This is a genomic window from Pseudomonas sp. AC070 (genome assembly GCF_979258635.1).
Map to the genome: position 1 here is coordinate 296,221 of NZ_OZ409871.1, position 25,282 is coordinate 321,502.

Genomic DNA, 25,282 nt, shown 5'->3' on the forward strand with positions numbered 1-25,282 from the left:
GCGAGGTCGTCATGGTTAAGCGTAATTCCCCCCAGCACCCTGCAGCACAGGCTGTAGCCGCGAGTTTGGGGCCGCGCTTCCAACCCAACCGTATCACCGCCGCGCTGCTCGCCAGCCTCGGGGTAATACCGGCGTGGGCGACCGCCGCTGGCAACAACATCACCGTGCACGACGGCAACTTCGGCGCCGGCATCGGCTCGGTGTCGGGCATGACCACGGCAACGAACATCGCTAACACCAGCGCCACGGTAACGGACATCACCACCGCCACGGTGCATGGCAATACCGGTTTCAACTCCTTCGGCAACTTCGTGGTCGGCCAGGGCAACACGGTGAATTTGTACGTGCCCACGGGCGCGGCGAATCTGGTCAACCTGGTGCACAACGCCAAGGCCGAAATCAACGGCACGCTCAACGGCATCTCGGCCGGCAAGATTGGCGGCAACATCATTTTTGCTGACCCTAACGGTCTGGTCGTCGGGGCCAGTGGTGTGGTTAACGTCGGCAGTTTGGTGGTCACCACGCCGACCGCCACCGACATGCGCAACCTCGCCACCATCGCCCACGGCGGCACCACTGCCGAAGCCACGGCGGCCGTTACGGCGCTGACGACGGGCCAGTTCGATGGTGGCAGCGGCACGGTGGAAATCAAGGGCACGGTCAACACGTCCGGCTCAATCAACCTGTTCGCCGCTTCGGCGGTGGTTGCCTCCGGCGCCTCGCTGCAAGCCGGTACCTCGGCGGCCGAAACGGTGTTCGTCAACACCGTAAACCTGCAAGGCGTAAGCGTCGGCACGGGCCTGGCGCAAGCCAATGGCTCGATCAAAATCGTCGGCGAAAACGGCGTGGAGGTCAGCGGTGAGTTGGCTGCGCTGATGGCCGACAACTCGGGCGGCAACGTGCAGATCGCCAGCACGAAAAAGGTCGAGTTGAAGAACGGCGCACTGGTCAACACCAGCGGCACGGCCGGCAAAGATGCCGGTGATGTGATCGTCGAAGCGCCAAGCATTACCGTGGCCAGTGGCGCCAAAGTCAGCACCACCGCCAGTGGCGCCGGCAAGGCGGGCGACATCACCGTGCAAGCGCTGAGCGACATTAGCTGCACGTTCTGCGGTGACGACAACACCACCGCCGCGAACCTGAACTTGCTGCCGTCCACCCCGCGGGCGATCTTTGCCGGCGGCCTGGGCGTTGCCAGCGTCACCCTGGAAAGCGGCTCCACCCTCGACGCCAGCCACAGCACCGACGCCAGCAAGGCGGGCGACGTGACCGTGCAAGCGTTCGCCACCGACCAGCAGTTGGCTGGCTGGACCACCGCCACCGCGAGCGTCAACGTTGGCGGCTTGATCCGTGGCCGCGACATCGTTATCGATGCGCGCAGCAAAGCGATCATCAAACCGTTGTGGGCCAGCAGCCTGCTGAGTCTGGACAACGTGTCGGCGTTCGGCACGCTGTACGACTCGCTGAACACCTACAACCGCGACGATTTCAAGTCGATGCTGGCGGCCAACCCGGCGAACTTCAGCGAGTTGCTGGCACTGCAAGATTTCATCGGCCTGCAAATTGTCAGCTCCGACGCCACCGTCAAAGTCGCGGCCAGCGCCGATCTCAAAGCCGGCAATAACCTCAGCGTGACCGCCGAAAGCACCCGGCAGATCGACAGCAATATCAACGGCAAAGTTGAAGGCCTCAACAGCCTGATTCCGTTTGGTCTGGGTCTGACTTACGGCAGCCTGAAAGGCGAGACCTCGGTGCAAGTGGCCAGCGGCGCCAAGCTCACCGCCGGCAATGATTTACTGCTCGAAGCCACCAGCGACAACACGCTCGACCTGGACACCAAAGCGGTCAACAGCCACGACGCTGCCGGCAATGCACTGACCACCATGGGCTTTGCTTTTGGCATGGGCGTGACCGATCTGGACACCCATGTCACGGTGAACAAGGGCGCGCAAGTTGACGTCACCCGCGACATCACCGCCCGCGCCGTGGCCGAGCAAACCCTGAAAAACAACGTGTCGTTCGACGCTATCGGCCTGGGCGCCAGCGGTGGCCCGGCGTTGGCCTTGTCGATGTTCGAGAGCAGCACCCAGGCGCAGTTCAATGCCGACCTGAGCAAAGGCCGCAACCTCAACGTAAGCGCTGTCGACATCATTTACGAGCAAGCCACCAAGGCCGAAGTGAAGGTGGGCAAGGGCTCGTTCGACTTTCTGGTTTCCAAGCTGACCAACCCCTCGATCAGCTTTATCACACCGAAAATCACCAGCCTGCTGGGCATTACCCTCGACGAAGCGCAGCCCACCAATGGCAGCAAATTGCGTGTGGGTTCGGCGGTCGCGATCACCCTGGCCGAGCACAACGCGCAAGCGCTGTTGGGCGCGACGAGCAGCAACTCGCTGAGCGTGGATGTCAGCGGCGACGTCAGCGTGCAAGCGCTGCAATACCAGGCCAGCTTGCGCAACACCGCCTCCAGCGCGATCAACTCCAACGTCAAAGAAAAAGACACCGCCGCGCGTTCCATGAGCGTGGCCATGGTTTACGGCCAGTTGCAGCAAACCACCAAGGCGCTGATTGGCGACAACGTCACCGTCAAAGCCAGCCACATCGGCGTGGGCGCCAAAAACGAAGTGCCGATCAACGATAAAGCGGCCGTTTCGTTCGGTAGCCAGAACGAGTGGAGTTCGCTGAGCGATTGGTACAACGGCCTGAAAGACATGGCCAAGGCCGTGAGCAGCCCAGGCGACTTGCCGAGCCAATACGCCAACGCCACCGGCGATGCCGACAAGCTCGGCCTGGCCGGCGCCGTGTCGGTGATGAAGAACGACATCAACGCTGCCGCCTGGGTCGGCGACAACAGCAGCCTCACCACCACCGGCACCGGTGCGTGGAGCAGCGAGCTGTGGCGTGACCTCGACACCAACGGCACCCTGCTCAAACTGTGGACCCTGCAAACCGATAACTGGAGCAACACCACGCCCGCCAACGGCAGCAACAACTGGGCGGCTCCGGTCAGTCTGTTGGCCGAAAACCGCGTCGAGCGTCTGGCCGTGGCGGGCAACTTCAGCATCGCCCTGTTTGGCTCCAAGTCCGAGAAGGGCAGCGCCGTGGGTGCCGGCCTGAACATCATGCTGCACGACAGCTCGGCGGTCGCCGGCATTGGCGCCGGCACCCAAGTGACTAGCAAAAGCGTGTCGGTGGCGGCGAAGGAAAAAGACCTGCTCATCGGCATCAGTCCGTCTGCCGGCAAAGGCCCGAGCGCGGCGGGCAATGGCTCGCTGGTGCTGGCCCTGATCGACACCACGGTGAATGCCTCGATCAACAATGGCGCCACGGTCAAAGCCGATCGCGTCGACATGGATGCCAAGCACATCCTTGGCCTGTGGAGCGCGGCGGGTGCGCTGGGCTTCTCCGAAGACACCGGCGTGGGTGCCGGCATTGCGGTCAACTATGTGAAGACCGACGTGCAGGCGCTGATTGGCGACAACCGCCAATGGCGCGCCCTGAGCATCCCCGGCGTGTTGGGTGTGTCGTCGACCTGGAATGTCGATGAGCTCGACATGGAGGCCGTATCCAGCGGGCAGAGCGGTGCGTTTTCCCTGGCCGGCGCCGTGGCGCGTACAGACAAGGAAAAGCAAGACGCCGCCACCGCGAACCAAGACGCCTCGGGCGGCGCCGCCAGCAAGGCCACCTCCTTGCTCGGCGCCATCACTCAGGGCCTGGGCGATGTGCTGACCGAAGCCAAAGCCAAGTGGAACCAAGTTAAAAACATGCTCGACGACGACCCGACGCGCACCGGTGAGGTGCCGCAGTCGTCACTGGCCGTGGCCGGTTCGGTGAGCATCAATGTGTCGCGGCAAACCACCCGCGCGCGCCTCGGCGATATCGTGCTCGACCCACGCGACCCGGCCGTTAAAGGCAGCAAGGTCAACGTGCTAGCGCTGAACCAGACGCACCAGTTCGCCGGCTCAGGCGCAGGCGCCATCACCCTGGCGAAAAACGGCAACCAGTCGCAGACCAGCTCTGCATTGGCCGGCGCCATTGCCGCCAACGCCCTGGCCAACGTCACCACTGCCGAAGTGGTAAACGCCACCCTGAATAACAACGACCTGCTCAAGGTGTACGCCGCCACCGATGGCGACCTGATCGCCATGGGCCTGGGCCTGGCCGCTGCGACAGCGGGTTCGGTTTCCAACGATGCGAAAGCCATTTCCGGCTCGTACGGGCAGTTCACCAACAGCACCGTGGCGCGGGTGCAAAACAGCACTATCGCCGGCCGCGCCAGTGCGCCAAGCATTATTCAAGTGTTGGCCTACGACCGTTCCCGCTCGCTGATCGGTGGCGGTGCGTTTGCCGGTGCCAAAGGCGCTAGCGGCAGCGCCGTCGGCGCTTCGGTAACGTTGGCGTATATCGCCAACGCCATCAAAGCCGAATGGCTGGGCAGCACGGCGAGCACGTTCGCCACCCTCGACGTCGGCGCCTACAGCGCCACGCAAACTTTGCTCGCCGCGCTCGGCGTAGCTGCCACCTCGGGTGAAGCCGGCGCCGCGTCGATTTTTGCCGGCGTGCTCGACAACCAGGTCAGCGCCCGCGTCGATGGCTACACGCCAAGCGGCGGCAGTCTGAAAACCTCCAGCCTGACGGGCGGTGCGGTGAATGTGCAGGCGCGCAGCGTCTCCAGCCTCACCGACCTGGACAGCAAGTTCGACACCAATGCTGCCGGCACCCTGGCTGGCGCCGACCTTGGCTACGAAGACAGCCTGTCGAGCATCGACGTTAACGCCACCACCACCGATGGCAGCGATACCGACAACGACGGCCAGTACGACGGCACCACCCACTCGCTGTTCGACGGCAAGGTGTCGGGCGAGGCGATTCTGGGCATCGCCGGCTCCGTGGCCATTGGCAGCAAGAGCGCAGGCGGTGCCGCGTTTGGTTTGATCTACGCCGGCAGCGATTACCTGGCGAGCATGGCCAACGTCAGCACCAACCTCACGGGTGCGCTGAAAGTGGCCGCCTATAACGCCACCGAAGTGTTGGCGGCTGCGGTCGGTGTTGCCGGTTCCGGCAAAGCCGCGTCGTTGGGTTCGGGCACTGCGGTGGTCGACCGTGGCACGGTCAAAGCGCAAATTCTCGGCAGCGCCGCGCAACCGCTGAGCATTCAGGCCGGCACGCTTGATTTGTCGGCACAGAAAGCCGGCGGTTATTACTCGCTGGCCGGTGCCATTTCCTTCGGCGGCAAAGGCGCCATCGGCGGCGCTGTGGCGCTGACTGACATCGAACAAACCGTGCAGGCGCAACTCGCGTATGTCACCGCCACCCTGAGCGGCAATGCCGCCATCGTCGCCGCGCAACAAAGCCAGATCGGCAGCGTGGCCGTAGCCGGCGCAGCGGGTTCCGGCGGCACCGCGCTCACCGGTTCGGTGAGTTACAACCGCATCGCGGGCGCCACCGAGGCGCTGCTCGATCACAGCACCCTCACCGCCAAAGCGCTCAGCGTGTACGCCAGCCAGCCGGGCCTGAGTAACAGCATCTGGTCGGCGGCGGGCAATATTTCCCTGGCCGACGGCGGCGCAGCCATTGGCGCTGCGTTCGCCTACAACCAGTTGAGCGGCACCCGCAGCGCGTTGCTGAGCAACAGCACGGTCAACCTCAGCGGCGATCTCACCGTACTCAGCGGCCTGGACGGCGAAATCTACGGCATCGCCGTGGGCGGCGCCGGCGCCAGCAGCGGTGCGGTGAATATTTCGTCGGTGAACAACGTCATTCTGGGTCAGGACTATGCCGGCATCACCGGCAGCACCGTGACCCAAACCAGCGGCGCCGACCTCAGCGTCAAAGCCAGCAGCGGCAATGGCCTGACCATCGGCTCGCTGGCCGGCGCCGTGACCTATGGCGGCAACGGCTCGTTCGGCGCCGCCTCGGCGGTGAACATCATCAACGCCGACCGCACCGCCACCATCAACGGCTCCACCGTGACCGGTTTCGATGACGCCGTGGTGCGCACCGGCGCCAATCAGGAAATCAACACCATCGCCGTCACGGCGGGCGGCGGCGGCAATATCGCCGTCAACGGCGCGGTGACCACCAGCGTGCTCAAAGGCACTGAAACCGCCTCCGTTATAGGCGGCAGCCTCAGCGCCAATTCGCTGGATGTACGCGTAGAAGGCAATCGCACCATCAACGCCCTGGCCGCCACCATCACCGGCAGCGGTGGTTTGTCGGTGGGCGCGGCAGACGCCAACAGCCTGATTACCCTGACCCGCGACGCACGCATTTCCGGCAGCAGCCTGACCATCGCCGAGCAACTCGACGTGCAAGCGCGCGGCTCCATGACGGTACGTTCCGCTGCCGTGGGCGCGGGCGGTTCGAGCAATGCCGCCGTCGGCGCTTCGGTGGCCGTGAACCTGCTGCAAGGCAAAGACCTGGCGACGCTCAGCGGCGTTACCCTGACCGGCGCTGACACCGTCAACGTGCTGGTGGAAGACGGCACTGCCACCGTGAAAACCCTGGCCGGCAACGTGCAAGGCGCCGGCAACGGTGCGGGCGCTGGTGCCGTGGCGGTCACGCAGATCACCCAGGAACGCAAGGCGCTGATCGAAAACAGCAGCCTGACCCTGGACCCCAACGCCAACTTCACCAAACTCACTGTGTCGGCGTTGACCACCGCGCAAATCGACACATTGGCCCTCAGCGGCGCCGGTGCCGGCACGGGCGCGGCGGTGTTCTCCAACACCACCAACCTGATTGGCGCCGTCACCACGGCGGCCATCGACACCAGCAAAGGCAGCGCCGATAACGTTGCGATTACCGCCAAAGACGCGTCGACCATCAACTCGCTGGCCGGCGGCGCCGTCGGCGCAGGCAGCGTCGCGGTCGGCGTGGCAGCAGCGGTCAACCGCATCACCAACCAGATTGAAGCGCGCCTGTCGGGCCACAAAGACCTCAGCACCTGGACCGTCAAGCAACTGTTGGTAACGGCTGGTTCCGATGCCGCGATCAATTCGGCGTCGATCTCGGCCGGCTTCTCCGGCACCGTCGCGGTGTCGGCGGGTATCGCCACCAACCTGATTCAAACCGCCGCCAAGGCGCTGATTAACGGCGGCGCGCTGGTCAAGGCCAGCGAAGACGTGGGCGTGCTCGCCAACAACCGCGACGTGATCCGCTCCGGCGCCATGGTGGTTGCCGGCAGCGGCACCGCCGCCGTGGCCGGCCTGGTGTCGGTCAACCAACTGGAAAGCACCACCGAGGCTGGCATTGCTGGCGCGGCCACGCGGGTCGACGCCTTGGGCGGCGGCAGCAACGGCTTGTCGGTGGGTAACGGCATTCTCAGCAACGCGCCCGACGTTAACGCCTGGGCCGATGCCGAACAGTTCAACCCGGTGCTGGACCTGAAAACCGGCCTGGAAACCGTGCACGGCATCGCCGTTCGCGCCGGCTCCTTGCAGCAGCTCGGTCAGTTGAGCCTGAGCACGGCGGTGTCGCTGGTGCCGATTGCCAGCGCCGCCGTATCCGGCCTGAGCAACACCAGCCTGGTGAGCGGTAAAACCACGGCGTATATCGACGACGCCAAGATCAACCAGGACGCCGGCAACGCCAGCGCCGCCATTGCCGGACAGCAAGTCAGCGTGGCTGCTTCCAGCCACAGCTTCACCTTTGGCGGTGTGTTCAGCGGCGCGGTGTCGCTAGGTGCTGCGGCCGTTGCGGCCGCCATCGACACGGTGATCATGGACCGCGCCACCACCGCGCGCCTGAGCAACGTGACGCTCAACAGCCGGGGCCAAACCCTGGTGCGCGCCAATTCCACGCAAGCGGCGAGTGACATTGTCACCACGCTCGGCGGCGGCATTGTCGGCGTGGCTGGCAGCGGCGGTGTGCTGATTCTGAAAGGCAGCACGCAGGCGCTGGTTAACACTGGCAGCAAGCTCAACGTCGGCTCGCTGAAACTGAACGCCGCCTCGGTAAACCGCCTGGCGCCAAACGTCGCCACCTTGTCCGGTGGCGTGGTGGGCGCCGGTGCCAGCGTCGGTTACGCCAGCAACCAGAGCCTGGTTCGCGCGTGGATCGGCGAACAGGCCAGCGGCGGCGCACGCACCAGCGTGGCCAGCAGTGGTCAGGTGGATGTGGATGCAAACACCAGCACCGGCATTCTCGCCACCGCCACCAGCGCCTCCGGTGGCGCTGCGGCCATGGCCGGTTCCACTGCGGTGGTGATGTTGGAAAACACCACCGAAGCCGGTGTCGGTTACGCCGATATCGGCACCAGCTCCACCTACGCCGGTGGCCTGAGCATTACCGCCAAAGACCGTCTCGATGCCCTGTTGGTCGGCGGCTCGGCGGCGGTCGGTGGCGGCGGCTCGGCAGGCGCAGCGGCCAGCGTGTTGGTGGCCAACAGCGCCACCCGCGCGCAGCTGTTGAGCAGCACCGCGTACCTGAACAACGCGCTCAACGTGGATGCGCAACGCGAAGTCGATGCGCGCCTGACCACCGTCACCGGCAGCATCTCCGGCGGCAGCTCGCTGGGCGGCAGCATCGGCCTGTTGCTGCTCGGTTCCGGCGTGCTGACGCAGGAAGGCAGCAACCCGCTGGACGAACTCGACAACGGCGGCAACGGCACCTTGAGCCTGAGCGACAAACTCGGCTCGCACAGCAACGCCAACCTCGATTACCAGACGGTCAATCAGCCGGCCAACGGTGACCGCGCCACGCTGACCACCAGCAGCAACAGCAGCGACACCACGCGCCTGAACGGCGCCACCAGCAACGTGGCAGTGAAGTCGCGCCTGCAAAACACCAACTACAAGCAGGAAACCGTAGCCCGCGTCAGCGCCAGCACGGTCACCGCGAAAGGCGCCAGCAACGTCAACGCCAGCGACAAGCTCTACTCCAGCAACCTCGCCGGTAGCGTAGTGGTTGGCGGCACCGCCTTTGGCGCCGGCATTGCCTACACCTTGTCCAACGCCCGCGTCATCGCCGAAGTGGTTGGCGGCAATCTGAACAGCAACGGCCTGACGCTTAACGCCGTGGCGCAAAACCTCAACAGCTCACCGGCGGTCACGGTGAAAGCCATCACCGGCGCTGGCGGTCTGGGCATTGGCCTGGGCGCAGCAGTCGGCGTGGCGGTGATGAACAACCTGGTCAACGCCAACCTCAGCGGCATTGTCGCCAGCACCGGCGCGTTGACGGCCTCAGCCAGCGATAAACAAGCGCTCGACGTGCAAGCCCTCGGCGTCGCAGCCGGCGGCCTCGGTGGCGCCGGGCTGGTGCTGGGTGTGGCGGCGCATAACAGCACTGTCACCACCAACGTGGCGGCCAACGCCACCGTCAGCGGCACCGATGTATCGCTTTGGGCCACCTCGCAAGCGCCGGTCGCCCTCAAGGCGCAAGGCGCTGCCGGTGGTTTGCTGGTGGGTGTGAACGCGGCGGTGATTACCGCCAAAGACCTCAGCAGCGCCACCGTGTCGGTGGGCAACAATGCCAGCGTCACGGCCAGCAACGCGCTGACGGTGAAGGCCGAAGCCAGCCCGCAACTCAAGGCCGAAAGCCTCAGCGTGGCATTGGGCGGCCTGGTGTCCGCCGGGGCGTCGGTCATCGATGCGCTGGCCAAGGCCAGCAGCAGCGTGACCTTTGGCAGCGGCGCGCTGCTGCAAGGCAAAAGCGCGACGTTCAACAGCCTGATCACCCAGAACGGCAACAACGACACCGTTAACGTGCACGGTTTCGGTGTCAGCGGTGGCGTTGGCGTGTCGGCCAACGCCGTGGTCGCCAACGCCCACAATGAAAGCACCAGCCTGCTACAAAGCCAGAACAGCACCCGCTTCGTCGGCGTGGGCGGCGGCAACTGGACGTTCGCAGCCGGTACCGACGTGGTTCAGCGCGCCTCCACCGAAGGTTATGCCGGCGGCTTGCTGGCCGTGGGCGCCACCGTGGCGCAAGCCACCGCCGACCCCAGCACGCAAGCGCTGGTTAATGGTGTGTTCAGCGGCAGCATGGGCGCGCTCAACGTGTCGGCCAATTCCAGCGTCGATAACCTGGCCAGCTCGGTATCGGGCCAAGGCGGCCTGGTCAGCGGCGCGGCCGCCATCGCGAAAACCTGGGACAACAGCACCACCAAAGCGGCGCTTTATGCCGTGGGTGGCAGCGGCACGGCGGCGGCGTTCAGTGCGTTGAATCTGGCGTCGTATCACCTGTCGACCTTCAACAGCTTCGTCAACAGCACCAACGCCGCCTTGCTCGGCGCCAGCGGTGCGCATGCCATCAACAGCGTGAACCTGACCACCACCAGCGAATTGGTCGGCGGCTCTTACGTCACCACCAAGGCGTACGAACAAAGCGCCCGCAGCGATGTGGTGAAACCCGATAGCGCCGATTTCAACGTGGTGTCCGGCTCTGGCGGCGTGGTCGATGCGGCCGCTGCACTGAGCACCAGCGCCATCAACCTGACCACGCAAAGCAGCCTCGGCGACGGCGTGCGTCTGACCCTGGCGGGCGACTGGCGCAACCCGAATCACCTGAAAGTGCAGGCCTACAACTACGTGTATGGCCGCGACAAAGTGAAGCTCGACAGCGGCGGCGCGATCTCCATCGCCAAGGCCGATTCGACCCTTGAAGTGAAGCAGTCCAACGCCAGCGTGTCGGTGGGCAAAAACGCCGACATCTGGAGCGTTGGCGATGTGGTGTTGTCGTCCAGCGGCCTGTACGACATCGACGCCCGTGCCAACGCCAAAACCTATGGTTTGGCGGGCGCGGCGATGGGCAACAGCCTGGCCAAGGTCAGCGCCAACTACACCGTGCTGGTGGACACCAACGCCAAAATATTCAGCTACGGCGACACCAAGCTCTACAGCGGTTTCGACATCAGCGGGGCGATGAACAAAGCCACCCTGACCGCGCGCACCGACCTGTGGAACAACACCGCCTTCCCGGTGGTGAACGACCCCGACGCCGAAGCCAACTACCAGCGCAACAGCAACGTCACTGTGAACGCCGGCAGCAGCCTGCGCAGCGTGGGTGACATTTACGCCTACGCCGGCACCGGCTACGGCGTGCTGACAGGCGAGGGCATCGGCAAAGACCTGTACCGCGAAGCGGCCGCCGCGTTGATCAAAGCGCTGGGGGGCAGCGTGTCGCTGGACATCACCGGCGGCAAAACCGTGCTCAACGCCGGTCTGGCCAAAGTGACCGTCAACGGCACGATGGAAACCGGCGTGTACAGCCAGCAGATCCTGCACATTACCGGCCTCAAGTACCTCGTCGATGGCGTGGTGGTGGACCCGAAAAACGTCACCGCCAGCACCACCGGCACCCTGACCGTGCTGCCGGTGTTCAGCCAGATCAGCGACGGCATCACCTGGAACATGACCAGTGGCGATTACTCGCAACTGCTGACTGCCCGTGTGGCGCAGTTGCAATCGCAGCTCAGCAACTACGGCCTCTCGCCGTTGGAGAAAGCCGCGTTCCAGGCAGAGCTCAACCTGCTCAACCAGACCCTGCACAAGCTCTACGTGCAAATGGGCGGCACCGCAGCCGACGGCACGCTGCCAGGTCAGCTCAACGTGCTGATTCTGAACGTCGATCCGATCCTGGCGCGTCCGGGCAATATCTTCGTCAAGGGCGATCAACTGGTGGGCAGCGGCGCGCTGCATGCACCGGGCGACGCCAAGATTGAAATCATCAACGACAGCGCGGCGTTCCTCAGCCTGGCCGGCCTGGAAATTCCAAACCGTGAAGGCGGCCAACTGCTGTTCAACGACACCAAGATGCTCAACAAGGCCGGCATCACCTCGGCCAACAAAGGCAACGCGGTGGCCAACTTCAACGTCATCGAAGTGGCAGAAAACTCGGCGGCGCCGGTGATTACGGTGAAAAACACCTTCAACCCGGCTAACGGCATCGTCGACAGCTCGGGCCTGAAAATGCCGGCGCCGGATATCTACGTGCAGGGCACGATCAACAACAAACGTGGCCTGATCGATATCACCGCCAGCTACGGCAGCATCTACGCCAACGCCGACATCCGTGGCCAGAGCCTCAAGCTCACCGCCGGCCAGGATTTCGTGCTCAATAACCTCGACGCCTTCACCCACATCGGTGGCGACCCGGCGAGCAACAACGCCAACGGCGTGCTCAAAGGCCCGGCCGCGGGCAGCGGCGTGGTCGCCGGCAACAACGTGGTGATCAACGCCCTGTACCTGAACATCAACGGCCTGGTGCAGAGCGGTGTGCAGGATTGGAGCGTGACCCTCAGCGACGCCAACTTCGCCGCGCTCGACAGCTTGCGTGCAGCGTGGAAACGCGGCGGCGCGGCCATCGTGCAACTGGCCACCACGGACGCCCGCACCGGCGCCATCGGTTACAGCTACAACTTCCTCACCGACAGCATCGTGCTCGACAAAGTGGAAGTGGCGGGCGGCTACATGGAGCTCACCGGCCACATCATGAGCACCGGCAATGGCTCGCTGAAAGTGCTCGACGGTTACAGCCAGGTGAAGGTGGTGAACAACACCACGCGCCAGTTGAACATCACTGGCATCGACCTCGGCTCGGGCGTGGAAGGCACCCTGCGCATCAACGACGTGGGCCGAGTGGCGGCCAACCCGAACGACGTCTGGTCGACCATTTACACCCACGCCGGCAATGCCGTGCAGCAATACGAAGGCTGGAGCAACGCGGTCAAAGCCACCTCGCAGTACCTGGTGAAAACCACCAATGGCCGCGACACCAGCTACAACACCACCGACAACCGTTCCTACGTGTGGCTGCAAGGTCGCGACACCAGCGACACCACCACCAAGGTCGAGTACTGGGACGAGTTCTGGGGCTTCGTGCCCTCTGGCGACGGCTCCACCCTGAGCCTGAGCACAGTGAAAGGCGCGAGCACGCCGATTGAAGGCGCCGAGTACATGGGCGACGCCAGCAACGTGCCGGGCGGTCTGGCCACCGGCACGGTGAAAACCCAGGCGGACGAACGCTACGCCACCACCGGTGCCGAAGTGATCCGCAAAGACATGGGTGGCTACTGCAAGAAGCACTTCATCTGGTGCCAGGTGTATCGCACCACACGCACCACCGTGACCCAGCAGGGCTTCAAGGAAATCGACCGTTACACCGTGCGTGCCGACTCCGACATCGCCGTCAGCTTCATCGGCTACGACGCCGGCAAACTGGACGTGACCTCTTACGGCAACGTCAGCCTGCTCGGCTCGCTGTTCAACGAAAGCGGCACCACCAGCATCACCCTCAACGGCGGCAAGGCGCTGACCCAAGGCTCGAACGCGGTGCTGATTTCCGCCAAGGACCTGAACCTGTCGGCCGGTGCCCTGGGCGATGCGGCGCAAGCGCTGCGTGTGCAGGTGAGCAACAACCTGTCGGCGGTGGCCAGCAACAACATTTACCTGCAAGGCATCAAGGCCACCGGTTCGGCGGGCCTGAACCTCAGCGCCCTGCAAGCCGGGGCCAACGTCAACGTCAGCACCCAGGGCGACCTCACCGCTAACAGCGGCGTGGTGGTCAAAGGCCAGGGCATCAGCTTGCAGGCGGCCGGCAACATCGGCGGCGCCAACACCGTGCTCAACCTCGACACCGGCAGCCTCAGTGGCTCGGCGATGCTCAAGGCCGTGGCCGGTGGCGATATCTATGTAGAAGAAACCAGCGGCGATTTGTGGCTCGACCAGGTGCTGGCCGGCGGCGACATCGGCATCAAAGTGCGCAACGGCGACCTGCTCGATGGCAACACCACGGTCAGCTACGACGAGCGCAAGCTCAGCGAAATGCAGGCGCTGTGGAACAGCATGGGCCTCACCGGCACGCAGGCTGCCGACGCACTCGCCGCACAAAAAACGGCCTTGCTCGAAGCCGGCAACCAGCGTTACTCGCAGTACTGGGCCAAGCGCGGCCTGAGCCTCGACAGCAACACCGGCGTGTGGTCAGCCAACGCCTTCGACGCCAACCAGGCCTTGCTCAGCGCCACCCAGATCACCCAACTCAAGGGCCTGGGCTGGACCGATGCGCAAGTGACCAGCGAACAAGCCCGTCGCGTGGCCGATTACACCGCCATGAACGCCGAGTTCGGTGGCCAGAGCTACAACGAGAATTACCAGTACGCCCTGAGCGACGCGCAGCTGACGCAAATGAACAGCACAGCCGCCTGGACCACCGACCAGCTGCAATTCTCCATCGCCGCCAGCTTGCTTAACCGTGGCAGCAGCTCTTCGGCCACCAACGAAGCGATGAACATCTCCGGCAAAAACGTCACGCTGCAGGCCAACCGCATCGGCAAGGCGCTGGACGCCGACGTGCAGTTCGACCTCAGCAATGGCGGCGGCGCCAACCTGACCACCGCACAACGTGCGGCCCTGGCCGGCGCCGAGCAGGACGACATTTATTTCGATGACACCAACGCGCTGAAATTCAGCGTGGTGCAGCGCGACGACGTCAACGTCACGGCCACCGGCACCATCACCGCCACGGCCAATGGCGACGTCTACCTGGGCGGCCAGCAAGACTTCAACATCTACAACGTCAAAGGCCAGACCGTCCGCATCAAAACCGACGGCAACATCGAAAGCGCCAACGGCAGCAACGTGGTCGTTACCGGTCATGATGTGGTGCTGGAAGCCGGCAACGGCGCCATCGGTGGCAATGGCGGCTTGAACACGCAAATCGACGGCAACCTCACCGCCCGCGCCAACCTGATCAACCTGATCAACCACGGCGACCTGTCGGTGCAGCGCCTCACTGGCGTCGACTCGCTGACCCTGAAAGTGATCGGCAACCTGAAATCGGCCAGCCAATTGGGTGAAAACCTGTTGGGCGGCGCGGTGAACCTGAACGTCAGCGGTGACGTTGGCACGCTCGCCGACCGCATTCAGATCGGCACCGGCGGCGTTAACGACCGCATCAAACTGGACGTCGGCGGCAACGCCTACCTCGGTGGCCTGCAAGGCACCGCCAGCCAGGCCGGCGTGCTGCGCATGGGCGATGTGAACGTGGGCGGCTTGCTCGACATCGGCCAAACCCGCGACCTGCTGCAAAGCGGCGACTTCAGCCTGGGAGGCCTGTACCTGACGCTAGGCGGCCAGTGGAACATGGCCTCCGGCGCCTCGGTAAGCGCCAGCAACGGGCTGTTCGCCGATGTGACCGGCACCGCGACCCTGGGCGACCTGACCACCACCGCCAGCACCGCCGACCTGGACATCAGCGCCTACAGCTTCGCCGCCAGCGACGCCAACAGCCTGTGGAAAACCCAGAACCTGCTGCGCCTGAGCGCCTACGGCGGCAACATTGGCGCCAGCAGCCGCTACGTGACCCTGGCCGGCAAAGCGCTGGACGTCAGCGCCACCACCGGCGCGATCTACGCCAATCTGGCCTCGGGCATCAGCAGCGGCAGCCTGCTCAGCGCTGGCAGCCAATACCTCAACAGCCTCGGCGACCTGAGCCTGAACAGCGTGACCAGCAACAACGCCAGCGTGCAATTGCGCGGCACCGGCCTGGTCAACATCGGCAGCCTGAAAGCCAACAGCAACCTCGACCTGCAAGGCGCCAGCCTGACTCTGGGCAGCGCCGAGGCGACTACCGGCAATGTGCTGATGGACCTCAGCGGCGACCTGATTGCGACCACGTTGAAAACCGGCGGCGTGTGGACCCTGACCAGCGCCAACGCGGATATCGGCACGGCCACCGTTACCGGCACGTCCGAACTGACCACCGCTGGCGATCTGAAACTGAAGTCGCTGACCAGCGGCGGCGACACCCACCTGAACATGGGCACCGGCTCGGCCATCGGCGACCTGAAAATCACCGGCAACCTCGATCTGCAAACCGCAGGCCTGCTGAACCTGACCACCGCCACCACCAGCGGCTCCATGGCCCTGCGCCACACCGGTCCGGCGCTGACGCCTGCGACCAAGCTGACCTATGGCGACCTGAGCGTTGGCACCACGTTGAATGTAAAGGGCCTCGGCGACTGGAAAGGCGGCAACGCACTCGTCGGCGGCGACGCTACTTACGACGTCGGCTCGGCGGACCTCACCCGCGTGGTGAGCAACACCGGCAAGCTGTCGTTGAAGGCGGGCGGGTTGTTTGCGGCGGATGCGCTGGACAGCAAAACCCAATCCATCGACCTGCGCGCAGGCTCGGCTGACCTGGGAACCGTCAACGCCCTGACCACGCTGACCAGTTTGACCAACGGCAACCTGACCGTGCTCAAGGCTTACAGCGGCGGCGACATGAAGCTCACCACCCAGGCCGGTTCGCTGGGCACCATTCGCTTTGGCGTGCTGGCTGATCCACTCGACCCAACGGTGCTGAACGCCAGTAACTGGCACCTGAAATCGGCCGAGAACCTCTACGTTGAAACCGACGGCGATGTGTTCGGCGGCAACGCTGAAGCCAACAAGCAGGTGGTGATCAAAGGTCGCAATCTGTTCTTCGGCCGCGTTCAGAGTCTGGATGAAGATGTGTTCCTGCAAAGCACCGGCTTGCTGGCCAATGGCGACGGCGATATCACCGGCCTGAAGGTCGAGGCCAAGCGTGACGTGTCGATCATCGCCAACGGCGACCTGTCGATGCCGGAAGTGAAGTTTGGCGGCAAGTATTCGCTCAAAGCCGGCCGTGACCTGACGGTGGGCGTGGGCGGCGACTTGAGCCTGAACGGTGATGCAGAAGCGGGCCGCGACCTGAACTTCATTATCGGCGGCGCGGTGAACCTCACCAACGTGACGGCGGGTCGTGATGCCAGCATCGTTTCCGGCAAGTCGATCACCATCGGCAATCTGGTGAAAGCGGGCGGCAACATCACTCTCGAGGCGCAGAACGGCGCGATCAACGTCGGCGACATCGCTCATGGAGTGGGCGGCATTGTTTCCACCGGCCTGCCGTACAGCGGCATCAGCCAGACCGGTGACATCGTGTTGAACGCCTCGGGCGACATCAACACGCCGCTTATCACGGCTGGTAACGGCCACATCTCCGTCACTTCCGGTGGCGTGATGAAGGTTAATGACCTGGCGTCCAGCCGCTTTATCGACCTGCTCGCACGCGGGCTGATCGAAGTGAAAGGCACCAGCAGCAGCCTCGAAAACCAGACCTGGCGCTCGACTGACGACAGCATCTTCTTCGACCGCCTGGTAGCGGGCGGGCAGGTGCTGCTCGACAGCCTGACAGACACAACCGGCCGTGAACTCAGCGCTGACCAAGGCGCCCGGGTGAACGCTGGCTGGCGCAATGGCGTGGCGACAAACGCCAGCATTGTGCTGGCCAAGGCCACCGCGCCGACCTTGAGCTTGTGGTCGGGCAATTTGGTTCGCGTAGCGGATGCACGCATCGGCAACTCGGTGGCGTTGCACGGGGCCGACATTGAGCTGTACGGCCGCCACACCGGCGCCGGTCAGTTGAACCTGTGGGTGGAAGGCACAGGCGAGGCGAATGCCAAGCGCTTTATCACCGAGCTGAACGCGGCCGACATCGTCTCGCCGCGCCTGCATGCGGTGAACAGCAGCATCACCACCACCGGCCAGAAAATCGACCTGCGCGATGCCGCTGGCGTCGATTTCCTCAAGCTCTACACCGCCGCAGCCACCGTGCTGATGGACAACCTGACGCCGCTGTATCAGCCGCTGGCGGATGTGCAGTTGTATGAGCTGGATAAAGCCTTCCAGCTCAAACAGGACGCCATCACCAGCACCACCGACGCCTATGTGCTGCACCGCAAGTACACGCACCTGGTGTTGCTGACCAACTTCAGCGAAACCCACGCGGCCACGCCGTCTGAAACCGGCGTGACCACCCAGCGCACCACGGCCGCCAGCTTCAGCGAAGGGCAGATGTCGCAGGGCCTGGCAGCGCAGCGTCTGGCGTCCATTTTGAATACGTTCAAAGCGGGCAAAGCGCCGGAACAAACCTGGCAGCCGAACTGGAACCAGATGCGGATGGATTCGCGCATGAATATGAATGACAGCCAGCAACCGCAATACAGCGTCGTGCCCGGCCAGGAAACAACGGACGGAGCAACCAAGTGGGATCTGTAATCAAGCATGTGTTCAACGGTGGGTTGACGGCGTTGTTGCTGATCGGTTCGGTTCAGGCCGCCACCCTGCCGAGCGGCGTGCCCGCCGGTATTCCGGGGCAGGTTGACCCGACGCTGCAGCGTCAGCAGATTGAACGCATTCAGCAGCAACGTATCGACGAAGAACGCGCCAAACGCACGCAAGTGCCGGCGCTGCGCGGCGATATGCCGGCCGACCAGGTACTGCCGGAGCAGGGCGAGCAGTTTCAGCTCAGCGGCGTCAGCTTTAACGCGTCGGGGTTTCTACCCAAGGAAGCGCTGGAAGCCATCGCCCAGAAGTACGTCGGGCGGCCGGTCAGCTTTGCCGATTTGAATGCGCTGCTGCGTGAGGTCAACGCCTTGTACGAGGCGGGCGGCCAGCTCACGGCGCGCGCCGTCATCCCGCCGCAGAACCTGGAAAACGGCGTGCTGAAAGTGGTGCTGGTGGAGGCCAAGGTCGATGAAGTGACCTGGCAGGACCGAAAATCCGTAGACGAGGCGTTTTACCAAAATCGCCTCAACGTCAGCAGAGGCGAAACCCTGGACAGCACCGCGCTGATGACCTCGATTCAGCGCTTTAACGCCACCACGCCGGGCCCGCAGGTAAGCGCGAGTCTGGCGCCGGGGCAGACCTTCGGCACCACGCGGGTTGACATGCAGGCATTCGAGCCGGACCCGTTGCAGTGGTCGCTGTTCGTCAACAACTACGGCAACGAAAGCACCGGGCGCGAACAGTACGGCGGCACGCTGAACTGGTTTTCTCCGACTGGCGTCGCCGACGCCCTGAGCGCCGTGGCGGTGGCCACCGACGGCTCGGAATACGGCAGCCTGCGTTACAGCCGCCCGGTGAACCGCTACAACGGCGTGGTGTACGTGGAGGCGGGCGCCAACACGTTGCAGATTCAGACCGGTCCGCTGGCCGCTCTGAACATTGAAGGCGAATCGCAAACCTACGGTTTGGGCTACGACCATCCGTACTGGGTGAACGAGCATTGGCAGTGGCTCGGCGGCGTGGGCTACAACCACCAGGAATCGGAAACCACCATCGAGAGCCTGACCCTCAGCGAAACCAGTGCCGACGAAATGCTGCTCAAAGGCCAGGTGGAATACCGCGACGCGCCTTGGTATGTGCGCTACGAACAGCGTTTGCGCCAGGCCAATACCGACAACCAGACCACCGGCGAAAGCGGCAGCTACCAACTGTTAAACGGCAGCGCGTACGTAAGCCGCAATGTCGGTAAGGAGTTTCTGATAGTGGGGCGCTTCGGTTGGCAGTACGCCAGTGATACTGAGACCCTGCCGTCCACTTTGCTATACCAGTTCGGGGGTATCAGCAGCGTGCGTGGTTACGAACCGGGAGTTATCGCGTCGCCGCAAGGCATGACGCTGAATCTGGAGAGTTACTGGAACCTCAGCGAACGTTGGCAGCCTTTCGTGTTTTTTGACTACGGCCGCGCTATGGAACTGGGCACCGCCGATGTCGACCTGCAAAGCGTCGGCGCCGGGCTCAACTTCAACTGGGGCAAACATTTAAGCATCAGCCTGGTCGCAGCCAACACGCTCAAGGATGTGGTGGCGGATCAGGACAGCGGCCAGGTTCTGGCCCAGATCGTCATTCGTTAAAACAGAATTTTCAGGAGTTACTGCATGACCACCTTGTTGCTCTACAAAGACATCAAAGCCCTCAACCGCGACGAGCACAAAAGCCTCAAGCTCGCCGGCCTCAACAACAGTGAATTTGCCGCCAGCACCCACCTCGTTCCGCTGGCCGGCCTGGAGTTTTTCCAAGCCGCACGTCACTACCCCATCGTATTTATCGGTGAAGGCGAAAACGCCATGCCAATCGCCTTGCTGGGCCTCAAAGAAGGCCACAACGGCTACGTCGGCGCCGACCAGCAATGGACCGAAAACACCTATATTCCTGCCTTCGTCCGTCGCTACCCGTTCGTGCTGGCCCAAGACGGCGCTGAGAACTTCACCGTGTGCTTCGACGCGGCCTACCCAGGCTGGAACGAAGCAGAGGGCCGCGAGCTGTTCACCGCCGAAGGGCAGAACAGTGAATTCCTCGAAGAGATGATTCAGTTCCTGCAAAACTTCACCGCCGAAATGGAGCGCACCCGTCGTTTCGTCGCCAAGCTCAACGAACTGGAATTGCTGGCGCCGCGCTCGCTGAAACTGAGCCACACCAGCGGCGAGTCGTTTGTGCTGAGCGACTTCCTGGCCGTCGACGAAGAGAAATTCCTGGCCCTTGCCGACGAGCACGTGCTCGACCTGCACCGCTCGGGTTTTCTCGGTTGGATCTACGCCCACCTGACCTCGCTGGGCAACGCCAACCAACTGTTCGTGCATTACCTGGCCAAAAAAGCCGGCGAAGAAACCAAGCACTGATACGGCTTGGGATGAAAGAAAACCGGGCGTTGAGTCCGGTTTTTTTATGGGCGTTTCGCTGGTTTTCGTCGCCGATTCGCGGGCAGAACAATCCACAGGGAAAGCAGCGCTCGGAGTGATCCTGCTTATCTTCAACACCGTTGGCTTCAACCTGCTTCCTGCCCAATGGGCCGCCTGGCAGCGCCCTGCGGCACCGAGGCAAAGGACAAGTTGTTGAAGTTAATGGAGCAGAATCCGCATGAACTGTCCCCTCGAAAGCCTTCGGGCACCGTCGTTAGGTTGGTTGAACGAAGATCGCGCCAGTGGCGCTGAGCCGATGTTTACGCCGGCCGCCGCGCCAAACGCTTCGCCGCACGTTGCGCCGCAAAACGCTTATACCGCACCGGAACTGCGCGAAGCTCCATCGGAGCACCCCGTTACGTTGCACCTGGGCTTGTTCTTCGATGGCACCGGCAACAACAAGCTCAACGCCGCTACCGTGCAATGCCTGGCCAGCGACGCGAGCGTGGACCCGCAGGCTGCAAACGCCCTGCACGCGCTCGGATACAGCGACGAAGGCGCCGCGCCAGACAACAGCTATGGCAACGACCCTAGCAACATTGCGCGCCTGTATGACCTGTATCCCAATCATGCCGAGGAAGCGCTTCCGGCCGATGCTGAGACGGCGTATCTGTCGGTGTATGTCGAAGGCATCGGTACCCGCAGCGGTAAATCCGATTCCCTATTCAGCGAGTGGTCGGGACGCGGCAGAACGGGTGTTCTAACCCGCGTGGAGCAGGTTCCGGCGTTGGTGGTCGAGCAAATGCGCAGGCTGCGGGAAAAAAATCCGGGGCTGGTCATTCGCGACATTGCCATCGACCTGTTTGGCTTCAGCCGGGGAGCCGCCGCAGCCCGGCACTGCGCCAACGATTTACGCAAAGGCCCAGCGTCCGCGCTGGCCCGTTTTATACCCGCCGGATCGGCGTTATTGCCTCAGGCGTTCGACTGGCGTATCGGCCACGACCTGGCGCTGAACTTCATCGGTTTGTTCGACACGGTCGCGCACATTTTCGAACCGCTGCTAATCGCCTTCAGCGCGCCGAGTGCCGACAATGCCGGGGTCCCATTGCAGCTGCCAGTGGGCTGCGCGCGCTCCATCGTGCAGTTAGTGGCGGGCGACGAATACCGGCAGAACTTCGCGCTGACCCGCACCGACTACGACGTAGAGGTGCCCGGCAGCCATTCCGATGTGGGAGGCGGTTATCGGCCCGTCATGACGGAGAGGGTGCTGCTGAGCAAGCCGGACAGTAGCTACTGCCCCGTCACCACTGCCAACGAGCGCAGCCCGGCCTGGCAGCGAACGCAGGCGCAATTTGAGCGCACCCGGGCGCAGTGGTTGAGCTATTTCGCGCCCGAAGAGTTGAGCGTCGTCACCTGGAGCGTGCCTGAGCCTAGGCGGGAAGAAGGGGAAGTCGCGCAAAAACGGGTGTACGCCGCCTTGCTCGGTACCCGGCAGGTGCGCGGAGAGTTATCGCTTGTATACATGCGCGCGATGCGGGCAGCGGCCGAGCGCGTAGGCGTGGCATTCAAGCCCATCACCGCGCCTGGCCTCGTCCTACCCGCCGAACTGCACGGCATCGCCGAGAAGCTCGAGGCGTATGTTCTGGGCGAAGCCGGAGCGGGGCTATCCGATGCGGAGTACGCGCTACTACGGCGTCACTACATTCATCTTTCAGCGAACTGGAACGCGGCGCTCGGACGGGGTAGCAGTGATCTCGACGCGGTCTTCGTCAACCGCCCCGCCGAAGGCAATCAGCGGGTGAGCTATGGCAACGAATAACGCGCTGATGCTGGCGTCGCGTCGGCGGTCGACGCGACGCCAGCGAGCCTCGTCACTGCAAAACTACGATGCTTTCCCCGGTCATTTCTGCAGGCTTGGGCAAGCCCATCAAGGTCAACATAGTCGGCGCCACGTCTGCCAACACGCCGCCTTCACGAATCGTCAGCGCGCGTTTGCCCACGTAAATGAACGGCACCGGCTCACAGGTGTGGGCGGTGTGCGCCTGGCCGGTGCTTTCGTCTTCCATTTGCTCGACGTTGCCGTGGTCGGCAGTAATCAGCGCTTCGCCACCGACTTTATCCAGCGCGGCGACGATACGGCCCACGCATTCATCCAAGCACTCCACCGCTTTTACCGCCGCCGAGAACACGCCGGTGTGGCCGACCATGTCGCCGTTGGCGTAGTTGACCACGATGACGTCGTAGCGCTGCTGCTCGATGGCTTCAACGATGCGGTCGGTGACGATGGGCGCGTTCATTTCCGGCTGCAGGTCGTAGGTCGCGACTTTAGGCGACGGGATCAGAATGCGCTCTTCGCCTTCAAACGGTTCCTCGCGGCCGCCCGAGAAGAAGAACGTGACGTGGGCGTATTTCTCGGTTTCAGCGATGCGCAGTTGGGTTTTGCCGTTCTTCGCCAGGTATTCGCCGAGCACGTTGTCCAGGCTGCTGGCAGCGAATGCGATGGGCGCTTTAATGTTCGCAGCGTATTGCGTGAGCATCACGAAGCTCGCCAGCTTTGGTGCACGGGCGCGGGAGAAGTCAGCGAAGTCTGGCTCGACAAACGCGCGGGTCAGTTCGCGGGCGCGGTCGGCGCGGAAGTTCATAAACACCACGGCGTCGCCGTCTTCAACTTGGGCGGGCGCGCCAATGCGGGTGGCCTTTACGAACTCATCGCTCTCGCCACGGGCGTAGGCCGCTTCGAGCGCGGCTTGCGCGTTGGCCGCTTCGAACTCGGCCTTGCTGTCGACGATCAGGCTGTAAGCCTGCTCGACACGGTCCCAGCGGTTATCGCGATCCATGGCGAAGTAGCGGCCAATAATCGTAGCGGTGCGACCCTTGCCGAGCTTGGCGAAGGTTTCGTCCATCAGTTGCAACGACGGCTGGGCGCTTTTTGGCGGCGTGTCGCGGCCATCAAGGAAGGCGTGCAGGTAGATTTTTTCCGCGCCACGCTGGGCAGCCAGTTCGGCCATGGCCACCAAATGGTCCTGGTGGCTGTGAACGCCGCCGTCGGAAAGCAAGCCGAGAATATGCACCGCCTTGCCAGCACCGACGGCCGCATCAACGGCTGTAACCAGAGCTGGATTGCTGAAGAAATCGCCGTCGCGGATGGCTTTGGTCACGCGGGTGAAGTCTTGGTACACCACGCGGCCGGCGCCGAGGTTCATGTGGCCGACTTCCGAGTTGCCCATCTGGCCATCCGGCAAACCGACATCCATGCCGCTGCCGGAGATCAGCCCGTTGGGCTGGGTGGCGCGCAGATGGTCGTAGACGGGGGTGTTTGCGGCATAAATGGCGTTGGACTCGGGGCTGTCACTGTGACCGAAGCCATCGAGGATGATTAGCACGAGTGGTTTGGGCGTGGCAGTCATTATCCGGCTCGCTTTTGGCAATGGGAGATCGAGGTTTTACCTGGGGAAACACGGTGAAGGATTGTTCACCCGCGTATTAGTTTTCCGTCAGGCTAAAAAGGTTCGGCATTTTAAAGCGAAGTTAGCGGCTACGTCACCGCTGGACGGGGTTTGGCCACCCTTGGGGGCTGTGTATACTGGCCGACATTTTGCCGTTCTGGGACATATTGATGCTCGCTCACCTGATTGAATTTGCTACCAACCACTACGTGCTCAGCAGTATTTTCGCGGTGTTGCTGGCACTGCTGATTTTCACCGAATTGAGCAAAGGCGGCGCCAGCTTGAGCACGCGTGAGCTGACCGCGTTGGTCAACCGTGACGAAGGCATCGTGCTTGATGTTCGCCCGAACAAAGATTTCGCCACCGGGCATATCGTCGGCGCGGTGAATATTCCGTACGACAAAGTGGCCACTCGCGTTGCCGAACTGGAGAAGTACAAGGCGAAAACCATCATCGTGGTCGACGCCCTGGGCCAACACGCCGGCGCCGTCGCCCGCGATTTGAAAAAACTCGGTTTCAATGCGGCCAAGCTGTCTGGCGGAATCTCCAGCTGGCGCAGCGAAAACCTGCCAGTGGTGAAGTGATATGCCTGCCGTCATCGTTTATTCGAGCGCCTGGTGCCCGTACTGCATCCGCGCCAAACAGTTGCTCACCAACAAAGGTGTGGCGTTCGAGGAAATCAGCGTCGACGGCAAGCCCGATGTGCGCGCTGAAATGACCCGCAAAGCCCGCGCCACCTCCGTTCCGCAAATCTGGATCGGCACCACCCACGTCGGTGGCTGCGACGACCTCTACGCCCTGGAGCGCGCCGGCAAGCTGGACGCGCTGCTCAAGGGTTAACGTCCCGAACGAATCTGTACGCACTTAACGATAAGAAGGTTTTGCACATGACTGATCAAGTGACCAACGAAGGCGCTGCTCAAGGCGCTGAAAACCCACAATTCTCCCTGCAACGCATCTACGTGCGCGACCTGTCGTTCGAAGCACCGAAAAGCCCGGAAATCTTCCGTCAGGAATGGGCGCCAAGCGTTGCCATGGACCTCAACACCCGCCAAAAAGCCCTGGAAGGCGACTTCCACGAAGTGGTGTTGACCCTGTCGGTTACCGTTAAAACCGGCGAAGAAACCGCGTTCATTGCTGAAGTGCAGCAGGCCGGTATCTTCCTGATCAAGGGCCTGGACGCTGCGTCCATGAGCCACACCCTCGGCGCCTTCTGCCCGAACATTCTATTCCCGTACGCACGCGAAACCCTGGACAGCCTGGTGGTTCGTGGTTCGTTCCCGGCACTGATGCTGGCCCCGGTTAACTTCGACGCCCTGTACGCACAGGAACTGGCCCGTATGCAGGCCGAAGGCGCAGGTTCTGCTCAGCACTAAGCGTTGCCGATACAAAAAAGGCGCCCCGTGGGGCG

Annotated in this window: 8 protein-coding genes; 7 read left to right on the forward strand and 1 reads right to left on the reverse strand. The window is 63.2% G+C overall.

Features of this window, described 5'->3' with window-relative positions; genetic code table 11:
• Positions 1-11: 11 nt before the first annotated feature.
• The 4 genes from ACZZ0Q_RS01315 to ACZZ0Q_RS01330 all read left to right on the forward strand — a co-directional run bounded on the left by ACZZ0Q_RS01315 (position 12) and on the right by ACZZ0Q_RS01330 (position 22,244).
• The gene (locus tag ACZZ0Q_RS01315; protein WP_463560220.1) at positions 12-18,020 is read left to right on the forward strand and encodes a leukotoxin LktA family filamentous adhesin; all 18,009 of its coding nucleotides are present in this window, start codon (positions 12-14) and stop codon (positions 18,018-18,020) included.
• Positions 18,008-19,660, forward strand: coding sequence for a ShlB/FhaC/HecB family hemolysin secretion/activation protein (locus tag ACZZ0Q_RS01320; protein WP_463540354.1), 1,653 nt, complete (start codon positions 18,008-18,010; stop codon positions 19,658-19,660). Before ACZZ0Q_RS01315 ends, ACZZ0Q_RS01320 begins: the two co-directional genes overlap by 13 nt.
• 24 nt (positions 19,661-19,684) lie before the next feature.
• The gene (locus ACZZ0Q_RS01325; RefSeq protein ID WP_463540353.1) at positions 19,685-20,425 is read left to right on the forward strand and encodes a SapC family protein; all 741 of its coding nucleotides are present in this window, start codon (positions 19,685-19,687) and stop codon (positions 20,423-20,425) included.
• A gap of 238 nt (positions 20,426-20,663) precedes the next feature.
• Positions 20,664-22,244, forward strand: coding sequence for a DUF2235 domain-containing protein (locus ACZZ0Q_RS01330; protein ID WP_463560221.1), 1,581 nt, complete (start codon positions 20,664-20,666; stop codon positions 22,242-22,244).
• Between the two features lie 52 nt (positions 22,245-22,296).
• Here the strand turns inward: ACZZ0Q_RS01330 and gpmI are convergent, their stop codons facing one another.
• Positions 22,297-23,832, reverse strand: a complete 1,536-nt coding sequence (gene gpmI / locus ACZZ0Q_RS01335; RefSeq protein WP_463540350.1) for a 2,3-bisphosphoglycerate-independent phosphoglycerate mutase — start codon at positions 23,830-23,832, stop codon at positions 22,297-22,299.
• Between the two features lie 209 nt (positions 23,833-24,041).
• Here gpmI and ACZZ0Q_RS01340 point away from each other — a divergent pair, with 209 nt between their 5' ends.
• Genes ACZZ0Q_RS01340 through secB form a run of 3 tightly spaced genes read left to right on the forward strand, consistent with a single transcriptional unit; the run spans position 24,042 to position 25,247 of the window.
• A complete protein-coding gene (locus ACZZ0Q_RS01340; protein WP_463540349.1) occupies positions 24,042-24,455 on the forward strand; it encodes a rhodanese-like domain-containing protein in 414 nt (137 codons plus the stop codon).
• Between the two features lies 1 nt (position 24,456).
• Positions 24,457-24,711, forward strand: a complete 255-nt coding sequence (grxC, locus tag ACZZ0Q_RS01345; protein ID WP_122491967.1) for a glutaredoxin 3 — start codon at positions 24,457-24,459, stop codon at positions 24,709-24,711.
• A gap of 47 nt (positions 24,712-24,758) precedes the next feature.
• Positions 24,759-25,247: a protein-export chaperone SecB gene (gene secB, locus ACZZ0Q_RS01350; RefSeq protein WP_463540348.1), complete on the forward strand. Its 489-nt coding sequence runs from the start codon at positions 24,759-24,761 to the stop codon at positions 25,245-25,247.
• The last annotated feature ends 35 nt before the right edge of the window (positions 25,248-25,282 follow it).